Below are 23,471 nucleotides of genomic sequence, written 5' to 3' on the forward strand. Positions count from 1 at the left end.
GTCAGCCGACCAGTTTGAGGATCTCCTCGGCGACCAGACCGGGCTCGTCCTGGGGGACCATGTGGCCGGAGCGTTCGGCCAGGACGTGACGGCCCAGGGGCTGGGCCTCGACGAGCTTCCTGTGGGCGGCGACCAGCGCGGGGCGGAATCGCCTCTCCACCTTGCTCGGGGAGAGCGCGCCGCTGATCGCCGTGACCGGGACCGGCGGCAGCGCCGCCCCCGAGTCGCGCAGGCGGGCGAGGCCGTCGGCGAGCGCGGCGTACTCGGCGCGGGTGGTGCGCAGCTCGGCCACGCCGGTCATCTCGGCCAGCGCCTCCCGCCGCATCTCCCGGGGGAACAGCGCGAGGATGCGGCGCAGCTCCGCCGGGACGACCTTGACGCCGAGGCGTGCCAGGCCGATCGTGACGGACTGCACGGCCATGGTCATGGCCCGCACGCTTCGCCAGTAGTAGAAGTCCAGGTCCTCGACGGCCTGGTCGATGAGCACGAGCCCGGCGACCCGCCCGGGGTTGGCGGCGGCGTAGGAGCGGATGATCGGGCCGCCCAGACTGTGCCCGGCCAGGATGTAGCGCTCCTCGCCCAGGGCGTCCAGCAGGTGCCCCAGGTCCTCGACCATGCGTTCCAGGTCGCGGCGGTGCGCGTCGCGGTCGCTGCGGCCGAACCCGGCCCGGTCGTAGGCGACGACCCTGGTGCGTTCGGCCACCAGGGGCATGACCAGCCCCCACTCGACCCGGGAGGCGCCGAGCCCCGATTCGAGGACGACGACGGGCCGGCCCTCCCCCTGACTGACCCCCTGGCTGACATGGTGCAGCCGCCGTCCGTCCGGCAGGGTCGCGTACCCGGACTCTCCGAAGACACTAGACATTGACGTTCTCCTCCCGGACGGGAACCAGCTCAGCACGGATGGTACGGGCCGTCGAGGCGATGAAGACCCCGGCGAGCAGGCCGGGCAGGGCGATCGAGACGACCGCCCCGGCCGTACCGTACGTCTTCTCCACGGTGTTCAGCAGCGCGGCCCCGGCCAGGCCGCCGATCGCCAGGCCCACTCCGAACAGGCTGGCCATGTAGCTGCGCCTGGCGGGGCCGGTGACCGCGATCATGATCAACGTGACCATCGGGACGATCATCGGCGTCAGGACCAGGCCGGTGAAGAAGGCCAGCAGCGTCAGGGGCAGGACCGGGGCCGCCGCGCCCGCCGCGAAGGCCAGCGCGGAGCAGGCGACGATCCGGGCGGCGACCACCGGGACCCTCCCGGGGTCGGCCTGGAAGATCGCGTCGAGCCGCCTCCCGAAGGAGACCAGCGCGACGATGGCCCCGGCCGAGGAGGCCGCCGTGAACAGGCCCCGCACGTCGGTCTCCATGCCCCAGCGTTCCTTGAGGTGGACCGAGAGGAACGTCGCCGCCGGGACCAGGAGCATGCCGTAGGCGACGAAGGCGGCGAAGACCCTGCGCAGCGTCGGCGAGCGCAGCGGGCTCCCGTCCGGCGTCGCCTCCTCACGCCGCCCGATCCCCGGGTCGCGCAGCCGCAGCGCCGACAGGCAGCCGAGCATCGACAGCACGCCGAGCACCGCGTAGACCGCCCGCCAGTCCAGGCCGAACCAGCCGGACAGCGCCGAGACCGTCAACGGGCTCAGGATCGCCCCCGCGGGCATCGCGGCGCCGTACAGGGCCAGGACCCTTCCCCGTACGGCGGGCGGGTAGACGTCGGCCAGCAGCGGGGAGTGCAGCGCGATCTGGCTGCCGTTGGCCAGCCCGCTGACCAGCAGCAACGCGCCCAGAGTCCAGATGTCCCCGGCGAAGGCGATCGCGAAGGTCGACCCGCTCCAGACGAGGCCGGTGACGATGGAGACCAGGGCGCGGATCGGACGGCCCCTGACCACGGCCGACATCAGGAACGGCGCCACCCCGACGGCCAGCAGCTGGATCGCGAGCAGGGAGGTGAGGGTGCCGGTCGAGACGCCGAACGAGCTCGTGATGTCCGGGGCGAGCACGCTGAGGGCCTGGTTCACGAACGCGTCGGTGATCGCCAGCATGCCGACGGCGAAGACGGGATAGAGCCTCATGCGGACCTCATGACGGGTCGAAGACGATCGGCTTGACCTCGCCCCGGCTGTACAGCGCGGCCTGGCCGGGCATCGAGACGCTCCAGGAGCGCATGCCGTCCCCGCCCAGGGCGACGATCCGCAGGCAGGGGCCGCCGGCGAAGGCCGTACCCTCCGCGTAGTAGGTCGAGCGCAGGGAGACGTCGAGCCCGAGCGCCCCGCCCCGGCCCGGCGCCCCGGTCGGCAGCCGGTGCCCCTCCCCGTAGGCCTCGTACGTCGGGGAGGCGGCCCGTTCGACGGCGCCGAGGAGGTCCTCGTCGTCGGAGATCCGCGCCCGCCAGGCGACCCAGGCCGTGGCGTCCGCCGAGTCCGGGGCTGCGTGGCCGTCGAAGGCGAGCAGCCGGTGCAGCAGCCTCCGGTGCTCGGCGGGCCAGGCACCGACCCGGCCGAATTCGGCGGCGACGGCCTCACGGAGCCTGGCCTGCCAGACCCCGGTGTCCGGCCACCGGTCGTCGAGCGCCCACGCGGTCACCTCCTCCAGGCTCACGGAGAAGGCCCTGGGCAGCAGTTCGGCCAGGCGCCTGCCCCGGCTGGTGTCCCGGCCCGGCTCGTCGTTGAAGACGTCCGGGTGCCAGCGCTCCGGCGCCAGGGCGGGGTCCGGGGTGACGGTGTCGGGGGCCGTGTTGCAGTTCTGCAGGTAGCCGGAGGCCGGGTTGACGATCCGCACCAGGTCCTCGGCGGGCCTGACGCCGAGCCAGGCGGTGGCCGAGGTGTTGCCGTCGAGCGCTCCCCCGCCCTGCCCCGGGGGCCTGAGCGGCACCCGCCCGGTGCGCTGGTAGAGGCAGTCGCCCGAGGCGTCGGCGGCCAGCACGTTCTGCGGCGGGAAGGCGCACGCGTCGAGCGCCGCGCGCAGCTCCCCCACGTCGCGGGCCCGCACCATGGCCGCGAACTGCCGCTCCGTCTCCCCGGCCAGCCCCATGTACGGCGTGCACACCACGTAGACCGCCTCGGCGTCCCTGGCCAGGACGGGCGCGACCACGCCGTTGTGCACGACGTACTCGTGGCCCTCGTGCCGCAGGACCTCCCTGGGCTCCCCGTCGTAGAGGTAGCGGTCGCCCTGGACGGCGATCCGGTAGGCGTCGGAGACCCTCGGACCCCCGGTGGTCAGCCCCCAGGCGCAGGTCCGGTTGTGGGCCAGCGGCGGCAGCATGGCCCCCAGGAAGCAGAAGCCCGCGTAGTGCAGGTCACCGGCCCTGACGACGGCCTCGTGCATGGCGAACGCGCCGCCGAAGGGCAGGTGCGGGTCGCTGACCACGAACGTCTCACCGGTCGCGGTCCGCCAGGGCCGTACCACCCAGGCGTTCGAGCCGAGTGGGGCGTAGCCGACGTCCTTCTCCGAGGCCGGTTCGTTCGAGAGCGCCCCGGCGGCGCGCAGCGCCTCGACGCCGTCGGTGATGATCCAGAACAGCATGACCATCCGGTTGACGCCGATCGGCAGGGCCGCCTCAAGCGGCGGTGCCCAGTCGGGGACCCGCTCGGGGTGCTCCTCCATCCACGCGCCGATCCCGGCGACGAACGCCTCGTAGCAGGTCCGCAGGTCACCGGGCATGGACTCAAGTCCCCGCCTCGCCTCTTCGAGGACCTGCCAGCGCCGGTGCACGGCGTCGCGCTCCGGCTCGCCGAGTTCGCCGCGGACGAGGAGGTACTGCCTGAGCACGCCGTGCAGGTCGTCCCGCGCCTGCGCGTACCCGAGCCCGAAGTAGGCGGCGGGCTCGGTGGAGGCGTCGACCAGCGGCGTGCCGTACGCGTCCCGGAGAACCCGCACTGAGCCCCAGGAATTGTCCATGCGTTAACCATGGGTGAAGAATGTCCGGAATTCCTTGGCCGATCGGACGAGGAATCACCCCGGGTGTTGGCCGATACTGCACGGATGAACCAGGTCGAGTACCTCGAACCGTCACTCGCCCAGGTGGTCGAGCGGATCGGGACCCGCTACGTGACGGTCGTCGGCGCCCCGCGCGGGGTCGAGGTCCCGGTCTCCGGGCCCGCGATCCACGATCCACTGAGTTCCGTACCGCCCCGCCCCGGGTCGATGGTGCTGCTGATCGGGCTGACCGCCGGGTCCCCCGAGGCCGCCGCGACGCTGCGCGGGCTCGGCGGGGCCACGGCCGCCGTGCTGCGGGCCGGCGCACAGGACGCCGCGCCGCTGGCCGAGGCCGCCGCCCAGGCGGGGGTCGCGCTGGTCGCGCTGGAGTCGGCCATGTCCTGGAGCCACCTGCACACACTGGTCGAGGAGACCGTCCTGCTCGGCGAGAACCTGGTCTCGGCGCCGGGCGGCGACCTGGGCAGCGTCCCGGTCGGCGACCTGAACACGCTGGTCAACCTGATCGCCGAGACCCTCGACCGGCCGGTGGGGATCGTGGACACCCAGTGGCGGCTGCTGGCCTACTCGGCCGTACCCGGCCAGGTCAACGACGACCTGCAACGCGACGTCATCCTGAACCGGGTCGTGCCCGAACGCAACGCCCCACGGGAGACCAGACGGCTGCTGCTGACCACCGGCCGCGCGCTGCGCTTCCTCACCAACGCGCCCTACGACACCGCCGACCACACCATCTGGCGGGTCGGGGCGGGCATCCGCGGCGGCCGGGAACCCCTCGGCATGCTGTGGGTCCTCGAAGGCCGCGACCAGCTTCCCGACGACAGGCTCGTACTGGTCGAGGAGTTCGCCCGGCTGGCGGCGGCGCACCTGCTGCGGGCGCGCACGGCCAGGACAGCCGACCGGGAACGCCACGGCGAACTGGTCGGGCAGGCCCTGGACGGCACCAACCCGCGAACCGCCTGCCGTCGCCTCGGTCTCGACCCGGACGCGGGGATCGCCGTGCTGGCCGTGGCCGGGCTCTCCCTCGGCGCCGACGACCCGCCCGGGGAACACCTGCTCGACGGGGTCGCCACCTACTTCGACGCCTACCGGCGCTCGGCGGCCTGCGTACTGCGCGCCGAGACCGTCTACTGCCTGGTCCCGACGCCGGACCTGACGACGCTCAGGGAGATCGCCGCCGACCTGGTCCGGCAGCTCGGCAGGCGCGGGCGGCTGGTCGCCGCGATCGGCGGGCGGGTCCCGGCGGAGGCGCTGCCGCGTTCCCGCCGCGAGGCCGACCTCGCACTCGCCGCCCTGCGCGCCTCGGCCACGGCCGTGGGCACGATCGACGAGGTCCGCGCGGCGGCGACGCTCATCGAGTTGCGCGCGCTCCTCGACGACCACCCTGACCTGCTCCTCCACGAGCCCTCCGAAGGGCTGTCGGAGGCGGCCGAGTCGGCGTTGGCCTGGATCGAGAGTCACGGGGACGTCCGGGCCGCCGCCCGACGCCTTGGCGTGCACCCCAACACGCTCCGCTACCGTGTCCGCAGACTCGCCGCCGACGGCCTCGACCTGTCCGACCCCCAGACGCGCCTGGTCACCTGGCTACGCCTGCGCCTCCTGTGACGGCTGTGCCTCCTGTCCCGCGCCTCCTGTGAACGACTGTGCCGAGGCACAGCCGTTCTGGCGGCATCCGTTCTGACGGCGCTCGTCGTGCGGGGGTCAGCGGGGAGCCCAGCGCCACAGTGGCGGGCCGTTGAGCGCGGCGACGTAGATCTCGCCCGCCGGGCCTACCGCGAGCTGGTGGGGGTCGGCGTCCTGGTCCGCCAGCGCCCAACGCCGCGTCACCGACCCGTCCCCGGCGAGGGTGACGACGTAGCCGCGGTGCCGTCCGCCCTCCTCGTCCAGGGCGTCACCTCCGTCGAGCACGTACAGCACGTCACCGGGGCCGACCGCCACGTCGTACGGCCTGCCGATCGCGGCCGAGGAGTGGGTGGCCAGGTGCCGGCCGTCGGCGGAGAAGACCTGCACCCGCGCGTTGCGCCGGTCGGCGACCACGACGTCGCCGTTGCCGCGCAGCGCGATCCCGTGCGGGATGGAGAAGGCGCCGTCACGATCTCCCAGCTCGCCCCACGCCCCGGCGAACCGCCCGTCGGCGTCGAACACCCCCACCCTGGAGTTGCGGTAGCCGTCGGAGACGAAGGCGCGCCCGTTCCCTCCGGCCGCCACGTCGGTCGGCCTGGCGAAGATGTAGGGGTCCCCGGTGCAGCGCAGGTTCGTCAGCGTGTTCCGTACGGCCAGGCAGGTGTCGAGGCCGAAGCCGTAGTCGTGCCCGATCGTCCTTTCGAGCCGCCCGTCCCCGGTGAACACCGTGACGTGGTTGGTCGTCACGTCCGTGACCCACACCCGGCCCCTCCCGTCGACCGAGACGCCGTGCGGGGAGGCGAACATCCCCGCTCCCCAGGAGCGCGTGAACTCCCCGGTGCCCGCGTCGAGAACGACGACCGGATCGACGTCCATCATCCGGTCCGCCGCGAACGCCCCACCGCCCCGGTGCAGCAGCAACACCTCACCCGTTCCGGTCACCGCGACCCCGGACCCGATCGCGGCCCCGGCGGGCGGCCGTCCCCACGGGGTCAACGTCGAGCCCGGCGGAACCGTACGGTCAACGGCCTCGGAGACCACGGCTCCCCGGGGCGGGTTCCCCCGCAGGAGCAGCCCGGCGGCCCCGGCGGCGAGCAGCGGTACGGCGGCCAGCAGGACACGCCTGCGGATCCGCCCTCCCCGGGAGGGGCCGTCGCTTCGCGAGGCCGTGCCGCTCCGGGAGACGTTCTGGGGGGTGGCGTCGTTCTGGGGGGTGGCGTCGCGCATCGCCATGGGGCTCGCTCCGAGGGGTACGAGCGCCCCGGTCGTGGCGGGGCGCACACGGACCGGGTCACGTGTGCGCCCAGTGTCGGCCCCGTCACCGGGGAACCGCCATCGGGGACCTCCCCGATCATCCGGTCAGGGAGATCCCGATACGCGCCATGGCCGACGGCGGTCCTCCCGGAGTCCACGACGGAGATCAGCGGGGTGTGCGGACCCCACCGGTGCGGTTCCGTGTGGTCGCCGGGACAGGGCTCCCCGGCGAACGGGGATCAGAGCCGGTAGAAGTCGGTGTAGTGGTTGGGGGAGAACCAGACGACGCCGGTGGAGCGGTTGACGACGACGCGGTAGGCGTCACGCGCCGCGCCCTTGGCCCGGGAGTACACGTCGTACTCGTAGTAGGTGGCGCCCGAGGGCAGCTGCCCCTCACGGTTGTAGAACCGACCGCCGGTGTAGTTGTACCGGCCGTCCGGCCAGGAGTACCACCCGCTGCTCGTCGGGTATCCCTTGGCCGCCCAGGTCGAGGCGGCCGAGCGGGCGTCGGAACACCGGGAGACGGTGCAGGTCGGGTAGACGGCGGCGTCGGCGGGGGTGACGGCGACCAGGCCGGTCAGGAACGTCATCACGACGATCGCGACGGCGAGCGGGATGGACCGGAGACGACGGGGGGCGTTCACGGGGCCTCCTCACAGACCACGAAGGGGTGGGCAACCGCCAGGATCACCGCGGGATCGCGCGACGAGGACGACACCCGCCGAAGGAGAGGTGAACTCTTCGTGGCCCGGAGAAGATATGCGTTTCCCAAGAACTGCAATTCCCCGCCACGGTTTCCGGGTGCTCGTGTGAAGCCTCTCCGCCCATCCGAAATTCCAGGTGTCCGCCGCGCCTTTCGGACACCCGCCGAGAAAGGGGGTTTCCGCCTTACCAGATCGACCACTCCCCGTACCGCGCCGCCCACGGTCCGCGCTCCGGCGCCACTTCCGCCCCTCAGGCCACACCCGGGCCACCACCGGAGGCGAAATCCATGAACATTAATCGAAGTGACGTTCCAAACCGTGGTTTCTAGGGTTCACTTGTTCCATGAGAAATAGTCAGACGGTTGTAGAACTGTCCACCGTCACGCCACCGGTCGGCTGACCGGATGTCCGCTTTCCGATCGGTGGTTGTCTTCGCCACGGATGGCGTGAGCACGTTCGACATCGGGGGGATAGGCGCGATCTTCGCCGACCGCCTCGAAGCCGAGCTTCCGCCGTTCGACTTCACGGTGTGCGCCGAGCGGCCCGGTCCGCTCCGCACCGACCTGGGCCTGTCGATGCACGTCGAGCACGGTCTCGAACGCCTCGACAAGGCCGAACTGATCATCCTGATGCCGGGGTACGACACCCGCCCCGAACCCACCCCCGAGTTGATCGCCGGACTGCGCGCGGCCAACCGGCGCGGCGCGATCATCGCCGCCTTCTGCACCGGCACCCACCTGCTGGCCGCGACCGGGCTGCTCGACGGACTGCGCGCGAGCACCCACTGGCACCTCCTGGATGACTTCGCCCAGGTCTATCCCGACGTCACCGTGACCGCCGACACCCTCTACATCGACGAGGGGCTGGTGATCACCGGCGCCGGGATCATCGCGGGCATCGACATGTGCCTGCATCTGCTACGCCGCGAGCACGGCGCGGCCGTGGCCAACGCCGTCGCCCGTGCGTTGGTCGCCGCGCCACACCGGGACGGTGACCAGGCCCAGGTCATCACCCGCTCGGTGCCCGACAACGAGGACGAGTTGTTCGCCGGGGTCATCCACTGGGCCCGCGACAACCTGGACAGACCACTGCTCGTCAACGACCTGGCCGCCCAGGCGCTGATGAGCCCGCGCACCTTCGCCCGCAAGTTCAGGGCCGCCATGGGCACGACGCCGCACTCCTGGCTGCTGGCCCAGCGGCTCAGCCGCGCCGAGGAGCTTCTCGAAACCACCGAACTGCGGATCGAGGAGATCGCCCGGCTCGTCGGATACAACTCCGTCGCGGTCTTCCGCGAGCAGTTCGCCAAACGGCGGGGCCTGTCGCCCCGCGCCCACCGTCAGCGCTACAGCCGCAGCCCCGAACCGAGTTACCCCTCCATGGCGGCCGGCTGAGAACCACCTGACCGGGCGGGGGCCGATCGCGACAGAACCCCCGCCTACCAGGGGTCCGCCAATACATCCCATATATCCTACCAGGATAGTGGGTATGATGGACGCCGTGTCAGGATCTCCATCTGTCGTCATCGTGGGTGGTGGCGCGAGCGGCACCTTGGCCGCGGTCCACCTCCTCCGTCTGGCGCGGGCGCGTGCCATGCCACTGGAGATCATGCTGATCGACCAGTACGGCAGGCACGCGCAGGGCCAGGCCTACTCGACCGTCGACCCACGGCACCTGCTCAACGCCGCGACCGACAGGATGAGCGGGCTGGAAGGCGACCCGGGGCACCTGCTGCGCTGGGCCCGGGACAACGGGCTCGACGTCGACGGCTCCGGCTACCTGCCCCGGCAGGCCTACGGGCGCTACCTGCGCGACCTGCTGGCCGCCGCCGAGGACCGGCCCGTCCGGGTGGTGCGCCGGGTGACCGCCACGGCGACCGCCCTTCTGCAGGGCCCCGACGTGCGGGTCCAGCTCTCCGGAGGCGGCCAGATCGGCGCCGACGCCGCCGTGCTCGCGCTGGGCAACCGCCCCCAGGCCTCCTGGCCGAGGGTCGTGGACGCGGGCAGCCGCCGCTACGTCGCCGACCCGTGGGCCCCGGGCGCCCTGGCCAGGATCCGTGACGGCGCGCCGGTCCTCGTGGTGGGAACCGGGCTGACCATGGTCGACGTGGCGCTCACCGTGACCTCCGCGCACCCGGGCACGGTGGTGCACGCGCTGTCGCGGCACGCCCTGCTGCCCCGGCCCCACCCCTGTCCCGTGCCGCCCCCGGTCCAGGCCGCGATCCCCGAGGGACCGCTCGGCCTGGCCGCCCTGCTGCGCGCCGTACGGCTGGCCGTACGGGACAACGGGGGCGACTGGCACGCGGTGATCGACGGCCTGCGCCCGAGGACCCAGCGGCTGTGGGCGAACCTGAGCCCGGACGACCGGCGGCGTTTCCTCGACCTGGTCGCGCGCCACTGGGAGGTCCACCGGCACCGCATCCCGCCCTCGACGGCCGCCAGGATCGGCGAGCTACGGGCGAACGGCAGGCTGCGTGTGCTCCGCGGCCGGCTGGTCCGGGCCACGACCGGCCCCGAGGGGGTCAGCGCCCGGGTGAGCGCCGACGGCGCCGTCAGGCGGCTCGACGTCGGCTGGCTGGTCAACGCGACCGGCCCGGGAACCGGCGTCGCCGGTGACCCCTTCCTGTCCCGCCTGGTCGCCGACGGCGTGGTACGGCAGGACGCGCTGCGGCTCGGGATCGACGCCGATCCCCGCGGCGCCGTCCTCGACGCGACGGGCCGGCCGAGCGACCGGATCTTCACGCTGGGGCCGACGCTGCGCGGGACCCTCTACGAGACGACGGCCATCGCGGAGATCCGTGCCCAGGCCGCGGCCCTGGCCCCTCGCATCGCCGACGCTCTGGCCTTGGCCGTCCATCCACGGTGACCCTCAGGCCACCCAAATCACACCTTGTGCACTTTCCTCACGCATAGTGTCATGAAGGCTACTCGTCCAACGGGCCGCCCTCCCAGGACCGGGACGCTCATCGGCACGGGCGGACGCGCGGCCCGGCGGAGCGCCTTCGAACAGGAAGGGAGCCAACGCCAATGACGGTGGCCCTGGACAAGAGCGTCGAGGACTTCATCACCAGCCCCCACCAACTGTTCATCGACGGCCAATGGGTCGACGCCGCGTCCGGCAGGACCTTCGCCACCCCCGACCCCGCGACCGGCCAGACCCTCGCGCACGTCGCCGAGGCCGACGCCGAGGACGTCGACCGGGCGGTACGCGCGGCCCGCAGGGCCTTCGAACACGGCCCGTGGTCCAGGATGACCGCCTCCGAGCGGGGACGGATCATCTGGCGGATCGGCGACCTGATCCTGGAGCACGCCGAGGAACTCGCCCAGCTCGAATCCCTGGACAACGGCAAGCCCCTGTCCGTCGCGCGGGTCGCGGACGTCCCGCTGGCCGCCGACCTGTTCCACTACATGGCGGGCTGGGCCACCAAGATCGAGGGAAACACGATCGCGCTTTCGGTGCCGGGTTCGACCTTCCACGCCTACACCCTGCGCGAGCCGGTCGGCGTGGTCGCCCAGATCATCCCGTGGAACTTCCCGCTGCTGATGGCCGCCTGGAAGCTCGGTCCCGCCCTGGCCACCGGGAACGTGGTGATCCTCAAGCCCGCCGAGCAGACCCCGCTCTCGGCCCTGCGGCTGGCCGAGCTGATCGCCGAGGCGGGGGTTCCGGACGGCGTGGTCAACGTCCTGCCCGGGTACGGCGAGACCGCGGGCGCGGCGCTGGCCGCCCACGACGGCGTGGACAAGGTCGCCTTCACCGGCTCGACCGAGGTCGGCAGGCTGATCGTCCACGCCGCGGCGGGCAACCTGAAGAAGGTCACCCTGGAGCTCGGCGGCAAGAGCCCCAACGTCGTCTTCGACGACGCCGACCCCGCCCTCGCCGTCCGGGGCGCGGCGAACGCGATCTTCTTCAACCACGGCCAGTGCTGCATCGCCGGGTCCAGGCTCTTCGTGCACCGCAGCCGGTTCGACGAGGTCGTGGAGGGGGTCGCCGAGATCGCCCGCGGCATCAGGCTCGGCCCCGGCCTCGACGCGGACACGCAGATGGGGCCGTTGGTCTCCGACGAGCAGCTGCGCCGGGTGACCGGCTACCTGGATTCGGGCCGTCAGGAGGGCGCCAGGACCGTGACCGGCGGCGACCGGCACGGCGACCAGGGCTACTTCGTCCAGCCGACCGTGATCACCGACGTGCGGCCGGAGATGCGGCTCGTCCGTGAGGAGATCTTCGGGCCCGTCGTGGTCGCCTCGCCCTTCTCCGACCTGGACGAGATCGCCGCCCAGGCCAACGACACCGTCTACGGGCTCGGGGCGGGCATCTGGACCCGTGACATCTCCAAGGCGCACGCCCTGGCCGGCCGGATCCGCGCGGGCACGGTCTGGATCAACTGCTACAACGTCTTCGACGCCGCCCTGCCGTTCGGCGGCTACAAGCAGTCAGGCTGGGGCCGCGAGATGGGCCACCAGGTCCTCGACGCCTACACCGAGGTCAAGTCGGTCTGCACCCAGCTCCACATCTGACCCCACCCCCGGCGCGCCCGCCGAGCAGGTCCGGGCGCGCCGGACGCCTTTCCCGAAGCCGGGCCCAAGGGGCGGAGGGCCCTGATGGCAGGGCCCTCCGCGCGACGCTCAGTCGCCGTTGAAGAGGTAGAACGGCGGCAGGCCGCCGTCCGGGTAGATCCCGTAGTCGTTGCCCAGGGTGAGATCGGTGAAATCGCCCACCTCGACGAGCGTGGGCCTGTCGTAGCGCGTGTCGCCGTCCACGTGTTTCCTCCTTCGGGGGATCGGATGCTGTGCGCATCGTCCCCGACCCTTTTCGCCACGCACTGTAGTCACTAAGACACTCTTGGCTATCCGGTAGGGCCTCCCTCTTCCGGGCACGACCCCGCTGAGACCGTAGGGCGACCAGTCGGCCGCAGTCGCCGTTCCAGGAGCCGTCAAGAATTTCTCAGCCACGAAAAGCCCGCCGGATATGCCGAGCGGGAACCCCGCAGGCGACATCGCGCCCAGACCGTGATCGACGTCCTACACCCCTACGACCGCCCGGCCGACGCCGCCGACCTGCTCGGCGGCGCCATCCACACCGCAAACCGGACCCTGCGCGAGGCCATCACCGCCGACCCCGCCCTGGCCGGGATGGGCACCACCCTGGTGGCCCTGACGTGGTCGGGCACCACCGCCGTCGTGGCCAACGTGGGTTGGGGGTTGCTCGCGCAGGAAGGAGCAGAAAGGCTGATGGACGAAGGCCGTATGGAGCATTGAAAGTGGATGAGTCCGTGCTGCGGCCTGACGCGATACGTAACACGGTCAAAACCGGCCCAGACCTCGCGACCTTCTTCGTGCCATCGCCGTTGCGATCCAACGTTCGGAGGATCTCAGGATGCCTGATCTGACGCCTGCCCCTGCATGGCGAAAGTCCAGCCTCGGCAATGGCGGCAATGGTTGCGTCGAGGTCGCCACCAACCTCCCCGGCCTGATCGCCGTCCGAGACAGCAAAAACCCCTCCGGCCCGGCCTTGGCCTGTCCGCGTGAGCCTTGCAGTACAGGGCGCTTATCAGGCGCTCATTGCCCCCCTTTACAGGATGTAGGTAAGCTTTCCCTCGCTGTAGTATCGGACCTCTCTAACATTCAGCAGAATTGACGCGAGCGCTCCGGCCAGCACCTTCCCTCGCCGGTCAAGGCTCGTGATCTGCTCGGCGACAGCCGCCTCCGAGCGGGCGACATCGCCAAGTGCGACGATGGACTGGTAGTCACCGTTCCAGTCTCGCAATTGGTCCTGGAGCTCGGCGGGTATCTCGTCTCGATCGATTTCACCATCGGCGACATCTCTGATCGAAAATTCAAGATAGTCGGCGGAAAGGACAAGATATCTCATTTGATGGGCCTAAAGAGTCGATGGACCGGCACCCCGGTCGCCCTGCCCCTGGAGAAGATCTCCAAAAGGACCTCGATAACGCCTTCTCCTTCGCCAAGGAGTCCGGCCGGTTGGGTCGCGCCGCTATCACATTGATTACATTCGACTCTTTTCTTTGCGGCTGCTTGATACTCGGGGTCCTTGTAGAGCTTCGTAAGCTTCTTGTAGTGATCGGCGGCCCTCAGATTGTCCTTCTGCGCGTGCGCCATTGTCCATTTCATGGCGCTCTTGGCGGGGCAGTCGTCAGGACGGATGGTGCACGGTCATCGGCTCCTCCGCGACGTCGCCCGTCGTGTGGCTCAGCTGGGTGAAGGCGTGGTCCGCGTCGGCGATCGCCTCGGGTCGCACGTCGCGTGCGGTCCGTCCCTCGGCGATCTTCTGCCAGTTGGTCCGAGCCAGTACGCGTTGCACCGCGATCACCTGGGCGGCCTGTAGCCGGCCCCGGACACCGGGGTCGAGGACGGCGGCCAGCGCGTCCTCGTCGTCGAGCATGTACTGCAGGAGCCGTCCCGCCAGGCTCGGGGTGGTGAACACCAGCCGGTGGAACGCCACGACCCCGGGGTGGTCGTTGAGGCCGGTGACCGGCTCGAAGCGATCGAGACCGGCCAGGAAGTGCCGGTGCAGCGCCGTCATCGGCGCGGTCTCGGGGCGCCGGTCGCGGACCACGCGTGCGGCCTCACCGATGTGGTCCGCGAAGCGGTGCAGGATCAGGTCTTCCTTGGTGGCGAAGTAGCGGAACAGCGTCGGTTTCGACACCTCGGCCGTCGCGGCGATGTCGGACACCGACACCTGGTCGAACCCGCGCGCCAGGAACAGCGAGATCGCCGCGTCGGCGATCGCGTCCCGGGTTCGTACCTTCTTGCGGGCCCGCAGCCCGACCGGCTCGCTCACCTTGCCAGGGTAACATTATTTACCGGGTTGCTTTTTTAACCCGGTAACGAAAAGCTGCGGCCATGGAATAGACGGACGATGAGGCTGCCATGACACCCACGGGAGGGCCCGCGGTGCTCGTCACCGGGGCGACCGGACGCGTCGGCCGCGCCGTGGTCGACCTGCTGACCGACGCGGGCGTGCCGGTCCGTGCCCTCGTGCGCCGTCCCGAGTCGGCGGCGACACTGCCCGCCGGCGTCGAGATCGTCACCGGCGATCTCACGGTGCCCGAATCCCTCGACGCCGCGCTGCACGCCGTCAGCACGGTCTTCCTGGTCTGGACCGCCCCGCCGTGGACCGCGGCGGCCGTCGTCGACCGGCTGGCCGCCCACGCGCGGCGGGTCGTCCACCTGTCCGCGCCGCACCGGACCCCGCACCCGTTCTTCCGGCAACCGAACCCGATGGCGGCGCTGCACGCCGAGATCGAGCGGCTCATCGCGGCCACCGGGCTCGACGCGACGATCGTCCGGCCGGGGATGTTCGCGTCGAACGCCCTGTTCTGGTGGTCCGCCGCGATCCGTGGCGAAGGCGTGGTCCGGTGGCCGTACGGCGCGGCCGAGACAGCCCCGGTCGACGATCGAGACGTGGCCGAGGTCATCGCGCGGATCCTGCGCGAGGACGGGCACACCGGCGGCGACTACGTCCTGACCGGCCCCGAGCCACTCACGCAGGCCGAACAGGTGCGCGTCATCGGAGACGCGCTGGGCCGTCGGCTGACGTTCGAGGAACTGCCGCCCGACGAGTTCCGGCGCGAGGCCCCGGAAGCCGCGCGCCCGGCCGTGGACATGCTCCTGGCGGCGTGGAACGCCACGATGGGACACCCGGCACACGTCACCTCGACGGTGTCCGACCTCCTCGGAAGGCCCGCGCGAACCTTCCGCCAGTGGGCCGTCGACCACGCCGCGTCGTTCACCGGGGACCCCGCCCCGACGACCTTGTCACATGAGCGCCGGGCCACGGGAACCACGTGAGGGGACGTCGCGACCACCGGCCCGCCCACGTGTCCCCCTCCGCGACAAGGTTCAGGGCCGGGACGTCCTCTCCTGCGATCTCACCAGGGCGGTGAAGGCCTCGACGGCGTCGACGACCGCCTCGAAGCGGAACGAGTGGTACAGGTCGAAGGCGTGGTTCCCGCCGCGCAGTTCGACGTAGACGACGGGGGCGGCCGAGGTCTCGCGCAGGCGGTCGGCGAAGTGCCGGGCTTCGGTCACGGGCACGATCGGGTCCAGATCGCCGTGGGCCACGAGGAACGGCGGCGCGTCGGCCGTGATGTGGGCCAGCGGCGAGGACTCGGGCCCCTGGCCGAAGTAGGTGCCGTACCAGCCGTTCAGGTAGACGGCGCCGGACACGGAGGTGTCGGCGTCCTCGAAGCCCGGCTGGAAGGCGGGGTCGTTCTGGGTGAGCGCGGCCAGCGCCGCCATGTGCCCGCCCGCCGAACTGCCCGCGACGAACAGCGTCGACGGGTCGGCGCCGTACTCGTGGCCGTGCTCCCGCACCCACGCGATGACCTTCTTGAGGTCGATGAGGTGATCCGGGTGCTGGGCCTGGGGCCGCAGCCGGTAGGTGGCGCTGACGCACACCCATCCCTGACCGGCCAGGTGGTGGAGCAGGGGAAGCGACTGGCTGTTCTTGCGTCCGCCGGAGTAGGTGCCGCCGTGCAGATGGATCATGACGGGCGCCCCCTGCGGGCGCGAACGGTGATGGTAGACGTCGAGCAGGTTGCGACGTCCGGCGTCGCCGTACGAGAGGTCGGCCACGCGCCGGACGTCCAGGCGGCGCCGGAAGACGGGCAGGAACAGGACGCGCGCCAGCGGAGGGCGGCGCCGCAGCCCTTCGGCGAGGTCGGCGTCGAGGGCGGCACGCCATCCGGTGCCCAGCCCCTGGTCCAGAGCGTGTTCCACCCGTGCCCGTTCCCCGAGCGCGCGACGGGCGATGACCGCGAGCCCGAGCGTGGTCACGGCGGCCAGGGCGACGATCGCCCACCCGCCTGCCGAGTCGATGTCCCCTTCGGCGAACGCCAGCGCCGTCGGGAGCAGCAGGAGCCAGAAGAAGGCCGCGAACGGCAGTTCGTTGGCGGCCAGGCCGAAGTAGTAGCTCACCCGGCCGAGCGGGCGTGAGAACGGCACCGGCCGCAGCGCGAACAGCGTGCCGATCGCGACGAGCGTCACCGGGAACAGATAGCCGACGGGCACCGAACCTCCAAGCCTTTCCGCGCACCCCAGCCTCCCCGACCCGTCCATGTCGCATCAACGACGGATCCGATAACGTCTTTTAACCCTGAACTAAATAATCCGGAGGCCCGCCCGTGGAGATGCGAGAGATCGAGATCTTTCTGGCGGCGGCCGAGGAGCTGCACTTCAGCCGTACGGCCGAGCGGCTGGGCATCAGCCCGGCCCGCGTCAGCCAGACGATCAAAAAGCAGGAGCGGCGTATCGGCGCGCCCCTGTTCGACCGCACCACCCGAGCCGTACGGCTCTCCCCACTCGGCGAGCAGCTGTACCAGGCGCTCAAGAGCGGCCACCGGCAGATCGAGCAAGGAATCGCGGCCGCTCAGGCCGCCGCCGACGGCACCGCGGGAACACTGACCCTCGGCACCACCGGCCCGTACTCCCTGCAGATCAAGAACGTTCTCGACCTGTTCCTGGCCCGCCACCCGGACGCCCGCCTCCAGCACCGCGAGATCCAGCCCGCCTCCCCTCTGGACCTGATCAAGTCGGGCGAGCTGGACGTGGCCTACCTGTGGTTGCCGATCCGCGAACCCGACCTGACCGTCGGACCGGTCTCGCACACCTCCGAGGTGATGCTGATGGTCTCCGCAGACCATCCCTACGCGGGACGGGACAGCATCTGTCTTGAGGATCTCGGCGACTGCGTCGTGGTCGAAGGCCAGTCGATCCCCCTCTGCATGGAGGAGGTCTTCAACCCTCGGCACACCCCTTCCGGCCGCCCTGTCCGCCGCGGCCCCAAGGTCACCACCTGGCAGGAGGCACTCAGCGTCGTCTCCTCGGGCCAGGCCACCGCCGGGGTCACCGCCGAGGCGGTCGACTTCTACTCATGGCCCAGCCTGGCCTTCGTCCCGATCCGGGACGCCCCCCTCTCCCGGTGGGCCTTCGTCTGGCGTACCTCGGACGAGACTCCGCTCGTTCGCGCGTTCGTCAGAGCGGCCGCCGACGCCCGGCGACCGGCGGGGTGACGGGACTCAGCGGGCCGGGCCGGTTGGTCAAGAAGTGACGGGTCTCAGTGTGTGTGTTTGAGATCGAAGATCTTGTTCAGCGGCAGACGATTTTGGCCCCTTGACGGCTGACAGCTCGGGCCGGGCCTGCTCGACCAGCGTCTTCCATACCGCTGGTCTGATCGACCGGAATTGCGTTCCGCGCTCCCGGTATGGCCATGACCTCAGCCAGGCAGGTGTCGATTCCGAGCACGTCACCCTCCCTTGCCACCAGCGAACCGGAGACAGCGTAAGGGGAACGAATCGCGCTGAGCCGGCAATAGCGAGGGGGTGGAGATTCCATACAGCTAAGGCATAGAAAAACAACACCGGCGATAGGTCGTAGGTTATTGTGAATTTTATTCGCGACTGCTGGTCAGCTCGGCCCTGGCGCTTCCCAGCGGGTGGCCGAGAACGTCACCGAGACGGGGTCTGTAGCGGAGAGTTCGGTCACCTTGACCAGGGCCACGAAATCTTCACCACTATTGAATATACAGAATCGGTCACCCAACCTCAGATCGGACACCAACACGTCGAGACTCTCGCGCGAACCGCGTGCCGCGATGTCCTGGCAGGCGGCGAGGTCCGGGTCAGCACCGCCCTGCACCCGGCCCACGTATGCGCCGAACCGCAGTTTCGGGTTTCCGTTCAGGCAGCCCGGAAAGTAGCCGATATCTCCCGTTCCGCTGAGCATTAGGCCAGGTCCATTATGGAAGCTGATTCCCGGCCTGGAGCCACCCAGTCCAACGGTGCCGACGCCACAATCGTTCGCCTTGGCGATGCTTTCCACCAGCCTGAAGGGCACGTTCTCATAGACCTTGTCACCGGGCTGCGGCAGCCCGCCCGTGGCCTCCGCCTTTTCTTCCGCCGCTGGCCCGGCCCACATGGTCGCAGCCAGCGTGATCTCCTCGACGACCGGGGATCCGCTCACCTTCACCACCCGCAGGAGTATCACACGGCTGCCATCGGCGGACTCGAAGCCCTCGCAGAAACGCTCCCCCACCGCCAGGTACCGGGTGCTATACCTGCCGATACTCGTCCCATCGATGAGCGACGCCCGCGCGGCGTCACGGCAACCCGCCCCGTCGGGTTCCGCCGCCCCCTTCGGCACACTGGCAACTGGCACGCCGTCGAAGCCGAACTCCCCTTGCCAGAACGAGCAGGGGGGCTGCCATTCCAGGATGGGCGGCGCGTCCTCTTTCTCGCGCGGCCGCTCTGATTCCATGCTCATGGAACTGAGGACGCGCGGACCGTCGTCCGCGAACGCGACGTAGACGCGCCGTGGGCATCCGTTCTTGATCGCCTCGATATTGCTGAATGAGACTTCCTTGTCCTTGTAGAGCAGCCCCATTCCGGAACCCCCGCAGCCCACGAGGACGGCTGCCATGAGCAGCACGAGACACCCGCCACGTAACGCACTTCTCCGACGACCCCTGATGCCCGACATTCCATCACGGTAACTCCGGTCGTAGGCGGCGTCGATCTCGGCGCTGATGGCGCGGTAGCGCGCAGCGAGGTGCTGCAGCGCCGCCTTGACGCTCTGAGTGGGTTTTGATCCATAAATGCGGTGAAAGATGGCGGTTATTCGCGCTCTCTGCGCTGACGGAGTTGGAGGCTCTGGAACAGATGTGCACCACTTGAGGTGATTGAGACGCACACGGACACTTTTTGCGCCCAGGTTTCTGTTTGACCCAAAATGCCTGCCATGTGCTGTTATGGCAGGTAGCCGCGGCGCCTCACCTGCCTGACCTGACCAATACGCCTCTGGCCGGCAGACCCGTACGGCGCTACGCCACGGTCATGACCGAACACCGCCGCTATCCCAGCGATCTGTCCGATGCCCGCTGGCAGCTCATCAAACCGACCCTGACCGCCTGGCGTACCGAACGCCTCGCCTGCGTCCTGGGCATCGGCCGCCCGCCCGAGCACGATACGAGGCTCTGTCGGCCAGCTCCGAAGCCATGATCCACATCATGATGATCAACCTCATGAGTCGCCGCCTCACCGGAGAATCCACCCCGACCTGGCGAGACACCTGAGCCCAAATCCAACGGAATCTACGGGATCAAACACCACTCAGAGGGCGCCGGAGAAGGTGTCGCAGTCGGCGGGGGCTCCTGTTCGATAGCCGGTGGTGAACCACTTCATCCGTTGTTCGGCGCTGCCGTGGGTCCAGCCTTCGGGGTCGACCCTGCCCTGGGTGCGCCGCTGGATCCTGTCGTCGCCGACGGCCGCCGCGGCGTCCAGGGCCTCCTGGATGTCGGCGGCGGTGAACGGGCCGGTGTAGAAGCCGGTCTCGACGGCGTGCTTGGCCCACACCCCCGCGTAGCAGTCCGCCTGGAGCTCCAGCCTGACCGAGGCGCTCTCGGCCCCCTTGCGGTCGTTGCCGACCCGCCGGGACGTGCCGATCAGGTTCTGCACGTGGTGACCGTACTCGTGGGCGATCACATACGCCTGGGCGAACGGGCCTCCCCTGGCGCCGAAACGGCTCTCAAGGTCGCCGAAGAAGCCCAGGTCGAGATAGACACGGCTGTCTGCCGGGCAGTAGAACGGGCCGACCGCCGAACTGGCCTGGCCGCAGCCGGTGTTCACTCCCCCGGTGAACAGGATGGTCCTGGCGTTGCGGTAGGCGCCCTTGCCGCGTTCGGTGAACGCCTCACGCCAGTAGACCTGCACACTGTTGACCACGCCGACCACCCGGCACTTGTCCGACTGGTCGGCGTCGCTGCCCTTGCGGCACTGGGCGGCCAGGTCGGAGCCGGAGGTCACGGGGCGCCGGGCCCCTCCGTCGCCCCCGTCACCACCGTCGCCGCCGCCGAGCAGGGCCGCCGGGTCGATCCCGAAGAACAGCGCCGCGACCACCAGCACGATCACGCCGACGACACCGCCGCCGACCATGAGTCCCCCGCCGGGGAACCCGCCACCACCGCCGCCGACGTCCTCGACCTGGGAGGCGTCGAGGTCCACGTCGTCGCGAAAGTCCATCGGAGCCGCTTTCTCTGGACGAGGTCTGCGCGGCCCCATTGTCGCCCCGATCTCCCCGCCGAGAAAGCCCGATGGGTTCCCTACTCGGCGTGCTCGACCGTGGTTTTCGGGAGGGCGGGCATCACGAGTGCCGTGACCAGGTAGAGCGCGGCGGAGACGATCAGGACGATGCCGAGCGCGTGACCGTGGTCGGGCGACCTCGGTGCTCCGGTGACCGAATCGGTGATGGAACGGTCGTCGGGGTCGCGGAGCCTCAACGTGACCTGGTGGTACGGCGGGCCTACCCGCTCAGCAGCGCGCCGATGTCGCTCTGGCGGTAACGGCGTTGGCCGCTGGGGGTTCGCGCCGAGGGGATGCGGCCGGTGAGGGCCCACCGGTTGACGGTCTTGGGGTCCACACCGAAGATCCGGGCGACCTCGCCGGGGGTGAGGAGTCGTTCGACGGTGTCCGGTCCGGTGGTGAAGGTGCCGTCGGGGGCGACGGCCTTGAGGGCGGCCATGGGGAACTCCTGGGGGTCTCAGTAGCGGAGGGTGTGCAGGATCTGGTCGTGGCGTGCCAGCGCTCTGGCCAGCCGGTGCAGGGTGGTACGGCCGAGCACGTCCCTGGCCCCGGCTCCGCGCTGGTCGGGCCGCAGGGGGTGGTAGCGGACGGCCCACCACCGGGGCAGGCCGGGCAGGTCGTGTTCCTCGTACCGCCAGGCGGGGTGGGTGCTGATGAGCAGGTCGATCAGGCGCCGTTCGTCGTCGGTCATGGTCGTCCCGGTTCGGAGGCGGGCAGGGAACACACGTCGTTCGGGCCGTGAGGTCAGGGCTTCGACCCTTTTCGCGGGGCGGGTGCCCGGCCCCGAGCCGGGGAGCATGCGGCCGGGCACCCTGGAGGAGGACCGGCCCCACGGATGGGGCCGGTGCGCCAGACGGCTCCCCCTTCCCCAACACGCTCGGCGTGTGTGGGAGCCGTCTGCGAGGGTGTGCGGCCCAGGTCCCTCCTACCTGAGCCGCACGTTCACGGGGTACGGCGGATGAGGTTCCTCCGCCCGCCGTACCGGCTTCAGGAGCGCGGCAACCCGCGCAACGCCGTGGACCGGCCTGACCCAACGGTCTGAAGGGCCCGGGAGATCCGGGCGGACTGCCTGGCCCGAGCGCTCTGGAGAGCGCGGGCGACGGCGACGGCCCGGATGCTCGGCGGCACCGCCGGAGACACCTGGGCGGCCAGCTTGCGGTCCAACTCCTCGGCCGACTCCGCCCGCACCAACAGCACGTCCCCGGCGTACGGCCTGCCGGGCAGGGCGCTCCGGTAGGCGCTCCACAGGCCGGACCGCGAGCTGTGGAAGACCAGCCAGCCGGGATGAGCCTGTTGCACGGTGTCACAGGCTCGATCGGAGAACTCGACCCCTTGACGGGGCACCCGGGCCGTCGGCATCACGCGGCCCTCCCGTCCGGCGAACGCCGTCCCCCGGCGGACACCGTCTCCCCACCGGGCTCCTCGTTCCGTACCCCGGAAGACGGACGACCGGCCCCACCCCTCCTCCGCCGAACCGGCGCCGGAACAGGCCGCGCCACGGACCGCGTCGCCCGGATCATCTCGGCCTCCCGCATCCGCTCCTCCAACCCGTCGCCGGTGGGGTCCTCGACGATGACCGGCCGAGGACCGTCCCAGGCGGCGACCGCGTAGAAGCTGCGCCGTCCCAGGCTGTAGAGGACGGTCCAGTCGGCCCACGACTGGTCGATCCGCTCGGCCTCCGCCTTCGCCGGGCCGTCCCACACTCTCCGATACACCGGCTCGTACGGCTGGCCGTCGCGGTGCCGTCCGGTCACGAGGGCACCCCCTCAACAACGGTGCGGGCCTTCTCCTCCTGCGCGGCGATGACGGCCTGGACCTCCTCGAAGGTGTCGGCGTCCACCGCCGACTCCGCCCCGGCCCGTACGGCGAGGCGGGGGAAGGGCTGGTCGCGGAAGGCCCAGAACCGGCCCGCGCTGCTGATGAGCAACCGCCAGCCCGGGATCACCGGACGGTCGGGGGTGTGCTGCATGATCTGGACCTCCGTGATCCGATCAGAGGCGTGCCTGGGCGAGGTGATCGCCAGACGGGCCTGCCCTGCGGGACAAGAAACAGCCGGAACCCGAACACGAGCGCGGGAAACGGGACATCGGTCTCCGCCCCGGTACGGCCTGCCGTTCGCGGGCCGTACACCGCCGGAGTGGCCGGGCTGGCGCACCCTCGCCCAGGAGATCCCCGCCCGGGGAACGCCGGGGGCGGGATGCCGGATTCGTCGCGGCGGCGACGGCCGGGCAGGCGCGACGGACGCGGCCCCCGGCCCCCGCTCCGGAGCGACGGCCGACTCGTCCACGTTCGGAACCCGCTCCGGAACGGCGACGGGATCGTCCGGGGACACCGGCGTCTCGTCGGCCGCCTCCGCAGGACCATCCGGTACGGCGTTCGCGGCCGGAACCATCGCGGGCGCCCCCGGTTCGGGATCAGGATCGGGACGACGCTGACCGGGCACCAGCGGAACCACCTCCCCCGGCGCGACCTCCACCGGAGGCCGAGGCGCCGGAAGAACCTGCGGGCCGTACGCACGCCGGGCCTGCAGCCGGGCGTCCATCAACACCCCGGACGGCTGCACGTACTCATGCCCGTCCTGGGCGGAACAGCCGTGGGCATAGGGGGAATGCCCACACCGGGCACACCCCATGGGCAGCGGCACGGCACCGGCGAAACAGCCACAACCGTCCCGGATCGACGTGCCCGAGCCAAAGCCCGGAGCACTACTCTTACTCACGTCAGGAGTCACCTTCCTGATAGAGGGCCTGTCCCGGCGGTGCAACGCCGGGCAGGTCGTTTCTTTTAAGTTGGCTGGTAGGCGCTCTAGTGTGTCCTGCCCTACCACGGTAGGCTCACGACTATCTCGCCCTATGCCACAAGAGCGTGCAAGGTGC

Annotated in this window: 26 protein-coding genes; 9 read left to right on the forward strand and 17 right to left on the reverse strand. The window is 70.7% G+C overall.

Translation table 11 applies throughout. From position 1 onward, the window contains the following. Position 1 precedes the first annotated feature (1 nt). The 3 genes from ACFYY8_RS11080 to ACFYY8_RS11090 are packed head-to-tail and all read right to left on the reverse strand — an operon-like array spanning position 2 to position 3,888. Positions 2-865 carry an alpha/beta fold hydrolase gene (locus ACFYY8_RS11080; protein ID WP_390039514.1) on the reverse strand — a complete coding sequence of 288 codons (864 nt, stop codon included), beginning with the start codon at positions 863-865 and terminating at the stop codon, positions 2-4. Next, positions 858-2,063 (reverse strand): MFS transporter, encoded by a 1,206-nt coding sequence (locus ACFYY8_RS11085; protein ID WP_390039516.1) that lies wholly within the window; start codon positions 2,061-2,063, stop codon positions 858-860. The genes ACFYY8_RS11080 and ACFYY8_RS11085 overlap by 8 nt, the downstream gene beginning before the upstream one ends. Positions 2,064-2,070: 7 nt before the next feature. After that, positions 2,071-3,888 (reverse strand): penicillin acylase family protein, encoded by a 1,818-nt coding sequence (locus ACFYY8_RS11090; RefSeq protein ID WP_390039518.1) that lies wholly within the window; start codon positions 3,886-3,888, stop codon positions 2,071-2,073. A gap of 84 nt (positions 3,889-3,972) precedes the next feature. Between ACFYY8_RS11090 and ACFYY8_RS11095 the strand changes: the two genes are divergently transcribed. Continuing rightward, the gene (locus ACFYY8_RS11095) at positions 3,973-5,529 is read left to right on the forward strand and encodes a PucR family transcriptional regulator (RefSeq protein WP_390039520.1); all 1,557 of its coding nucleotides are present in this window, start codon (positions 3,973-3,975) and stop codon (positions 5,527-5,529) included. Positions 5,530-5,625: 96 nt separating this feature from the next. Here ACFYY8_RS11095 and ACFYY8_RS11100 read toward each other — a convergent pair whose 3' ends face one another. Beyond that, positions 5,626-6,780, reverse strand: a complete 1,155-nt coding sequence (locus ACFYY8_RS11100) for a peptidyl-alpha-hydroxyglycine alpha-amidating lyase family protein (protein ID WP_390039522.1) — start codon at positions 6,778-6,780, stop codon at positions 5,626-5,628. 260 nt (positions 6,781-7,040) lie between these two features. After that, positions 7,041-7,445 (reverse strand): ribonuclease domain-containing protein, encoded by a 405-nt coding sequence (locus tag ACFYY8_RS11105; RefSeq protein WP_390039524.1) that lies wholly within the window; start codon positions 7,443-7,445, stop codon positions 7,041-7,043. A gap of 464 nt (positions 7,446-7,909) precedes the next feature. Between ACFYY8_RS11105 and ACFYY8_RS11110 the strand changes: the two genes are divergently transcribed. From ACFYY8_RS11110 to ACFYY8_RS11120, 3 genes are all read left to right on the forward strand, one after another. Further along, positions 7,910-8,896 (forward strand): GlxA family transcriptional regulator, encoded by a 987-nt coding sequence (locus ACFYY8_RS11110; RefSeq protein WP_390039526.1) that lies wholly within the window; start codon positions 7,910-7,912, stop codon positions 8,894-8,896. 106 nt (positions 8,897-9,002) lie between these two features. Next, positions 9,003-10,367 (forward strand): FAD/NAD(P)-binding protein, encoded by a 1,365-nt coding sequence (locus tag ACFYY8_RS11115; RefSeq protein WP_390039528.1) that lies wholly within the window; start codon positions 9,003-9,005, stop codon positions 10,365-10,367. Between the two features lie 161 nt (positions 10,368-10,528). After that, a complete protein-coding gene (locus tag ACFYY8_RS11120) occupies positions 10,529-12,016 on the forward strand; it encodes an aldehyde dehydrogenase family protein (RefSeq protein WP_362917929.1) in 1,488 nt (495 codons plus the stop codon). Between the two features lie 108 nt (positions 12,017-12,124). On the opposite strand, the gene ACFYY8_RS11125 is transcribed toward ACFYY8_RS11120, so the two are convergent. After that, complete coding sequence (locus ACFYY8_RS11125; protein ID WP_390039531.1) at positions 12,125-12,259, reverse strand: lasso RiPP family leader peptide-containing protein; 135 nt, start codon at positions 12,257-12,259, stop codon at positions 12,125-12,127. 249 nt (positions 12,260-12,508) lie between these two features. On the opposite strand from ACFYY8_RS11125, the gene ACFYY8_RS11130 reads away from it, so the two are divergent. After that, positions 12,509-12,757 carry a hypothetical protein gene (locus ACFYY8_RS11130; protein ID WP_390039533.1) on the forward strand — a complete coding sequence of 83 codons (249 nt, stop codon included), beginning with the start codon at positions 12,509-12,511 and terminating at the stop codon, positions 12,755-12,757. 118 nt (positions 12,758-12,875) lie between these two features. After that, complete coding sequence (locus ACFYY8_RS11135; RefSeq protein ID WP_390039535.1) at positions 12,876-13,136, forward strand: DUF397 domain-containing protein; 261 nt, start codon at positions 12,876-12,878, stop codon at positions 13,134-13,136. On the opposite strand, the gene ACFYY8_RS11140 is transcribed toward ACFYY8_RS11135, so the two are convergent. After that, positions 13,071-13,370, reverse strand: a complete 300-nt coding sequence (locus ACFYY8_RS11140; RefSeq protein ID WP_390040097.1) for a hypothetical protein — start codon at positions 13,368-13,370, stop codon at positions 13,071-13,073. The genes ACFYY8_RS11135 and ACFYY8_RS11140 overlap by 66 nt on opposite strands. 282 nt (positions 13,371-13,652) lie before the next feature. Beyond that, on the reverse strand, positions 13,653-14,300 hold the full coding sequence (locus tag ACFYY8_RS11145) for a TetR/AcrR family transcriptional regulator (protein WP_390039537.1): 648 nt from the start codon (positions 14,298-14,300) through the stop codon (positions 13,653-13,655). Between the two features lie 89 nt (positions 14,301-14,389). Here ACFYY8_RS11145 and ACFYY8_RS11150 point away from each other — a divergent pair, with 89 nt between their 5' ends. Continuing rightward, positions 14,390-15,310 carry an NAD(P)H-binding protein gene (locus ACFYY8_RS11150; protein WP_390039539.1) on the forward strand — a complete coding sequence of 307 codons (921 nt, stop codon included), beginning with the start codon at positions 14,390-14,392 and terminating at the stop codon, positions 15,308-15,310. 51 nt (positions 15,311-15,361) lie between these two features. On the opposite strand, the gene ACFYY8_RS11155 is transcribed toward ACFYY8_RS11150, so the two are convergent. Then, complete coding sequence (locus ACFYY8_RS11155; RefSeq protein WP_390039541.1) at positions 15,362-16,531, reverse strand: alpha/beta hydrolase; 1,170 nt, start codon at positions 16,529-16,531, stop codon at positions 15,362-15,364. A gap of 119 nt (positions 16,532-16,650) precedes the next feature. Between ACFYY8_RS11155 and ACFYY8_RS11160 the strand changes: the two genes are divergently transcribed. Continuing rightward, positions 16,651-17,532, forward strand: coding sequence for a LysR substrate-binding domain-containing protein (locus ACFYY8_RS11160; RefSeq protein WP_390040086.1), 882 nt, complete (start codon positions 16,651-16,653; stop codon positions 17,530-17,532). 394 nt (positions 17,533-17,926) lie between these two features. Here the strand turns inward: ACFYY8_RS11160 and ACFYY8_RS11165 are convergent, their stop codons facing one another. Then, positions 17,927-18,901 carry a hypothetical protein gene (locus ACFYY8_RS11165; protein ID WP_390039543.1) on the reverse strand — a complete coding sequence of 325 codons (975 nt, stop codon included), beginning with the start codon at positions 18,899-18,901 and terminating at the stop codon, positions 17,927-17,929. A 449-nt stretch (positions 18,902-19,350) separates the two neighbouring features. Here ACFYY8_RS11165 and ACFYY8_RS11170 point away from each other — a divergent pair, with 449 nt between their 5' ends. Further along, complete coding sequence (locus ACFYY8_RS11170) at positions 19,351-19,515, forward strand: hypothetical protein (protein WP_390039545.1); 165 nt, start codon at positions 19,351-19,353, stop codon at positions 19,513-19,515. A gap of 111 nt (positions 19,516-19,626) precedes the next feature. Here ACFYY8_RS11170 and ACFYY8_RS11175 read toward each other — a convergent pair whose 3' ends face one another. The 7 genes from ACFYY8_RS11175 to ACFYY8_RS11205 form a co-directional block, all read right to left on the reverse strand. Next, a complete protein-coding gene (locus ACFYY8_RS11175; RefSeq protein WP_390039547.1) occupies positions 19,627-20,535 on the reverse strand; it encodes a neutral zinc metallopeptidase in 909 nt (302 codons plus the stop codon). Positions 20,536-20,615: 80 nt separating this feature from the next. Next, positions 20,616-20,792, reverse strand: a complete 177-nt coding sequence (locus tag ACFYY8_RS11180) for a hypothetical protein (protein ID WP_390039549.1) — start codon at positions 20,790-20,792, stop codon at positions 20,616-20,618. 23 nt (positions 20,793-20,815) lie between these two features. Next, the gene (locus ACFYY8_RS11185) at positions 20,816-21,034 is read right to left on the reverse strand and encodes a BldC family transcriptional regulator (RefSeq protein WP_390039551.1); all 219 of its coding nucleotides are present in this window, start codon (positions 21,032-21,034) and stop codon (positions 20,816-20,818) included. A gap of 18 nt (positions 21,035-21,052) precedes the next feature. Beyond that, complete coding sequence (locus tag ACFYY8_RS11190; RefSeq protein ID WP_390039553.1) at positions 21,053-21,286, reverse strand: hypothetical protein; 234 nt, start codon at positions 21,284-21,286, stop codon at positions 21,053-21,055. 296 nt (positions 21,287-21,582) lie between these two features. Continuing rightward, positions 21,583-21,957 (reverse strand): hypothetical protein, encoded by a 375-nt coding sequence (locus ACFYY8_RS11195; RefSeq protein WP_390039555.1) that lies wholly within the window; start codon positions 21,955-21,957, stop codon positions 21,583-21,585. After that, positions 21,954-22,349 carry a hypothetical protein gene (locus tag ACFYY8_RS11200; RefSeq protein WP_390039557.1) on the reverse strand — a complete coding sequence of 132 codons (396 nt, stop codon included), beginning with the start codon at positions 22,347-22,349 and terminating at the stop codon, positions 21,954-21,956. Before ACFYY8_RS11200 ends, ACFYY8_RS11195 begins: the two co-directional genes overlap by 4 nt. Continuing rightward, a complete protein-coding gene (locus ACFYY8_RS11205; protein ID WP_390039559.1) occupies positions 22,346-23,137 on the reverse strand; it encodes a hypothetical protein in 792 nt (263 codons plus the stop codon). Before ACFYY8_RS11205 ends, ACFYY8_RS11200 begins: the two co-directional genes overlap by 4 nt. Positions 23,138-23,471 lie beyond the last annotated feature (334 nt).

It is taken from the genome of Streptosporangium sp. NPDC001559 (genome assembly GCF_042893955.1).
In the GTDB taxonomy this organism is placed as follows: Bacteria; Actinomycetota; Actinomycetes; order Streptosporangiales; family Streptosporangiaceae; genus Streptosporangium.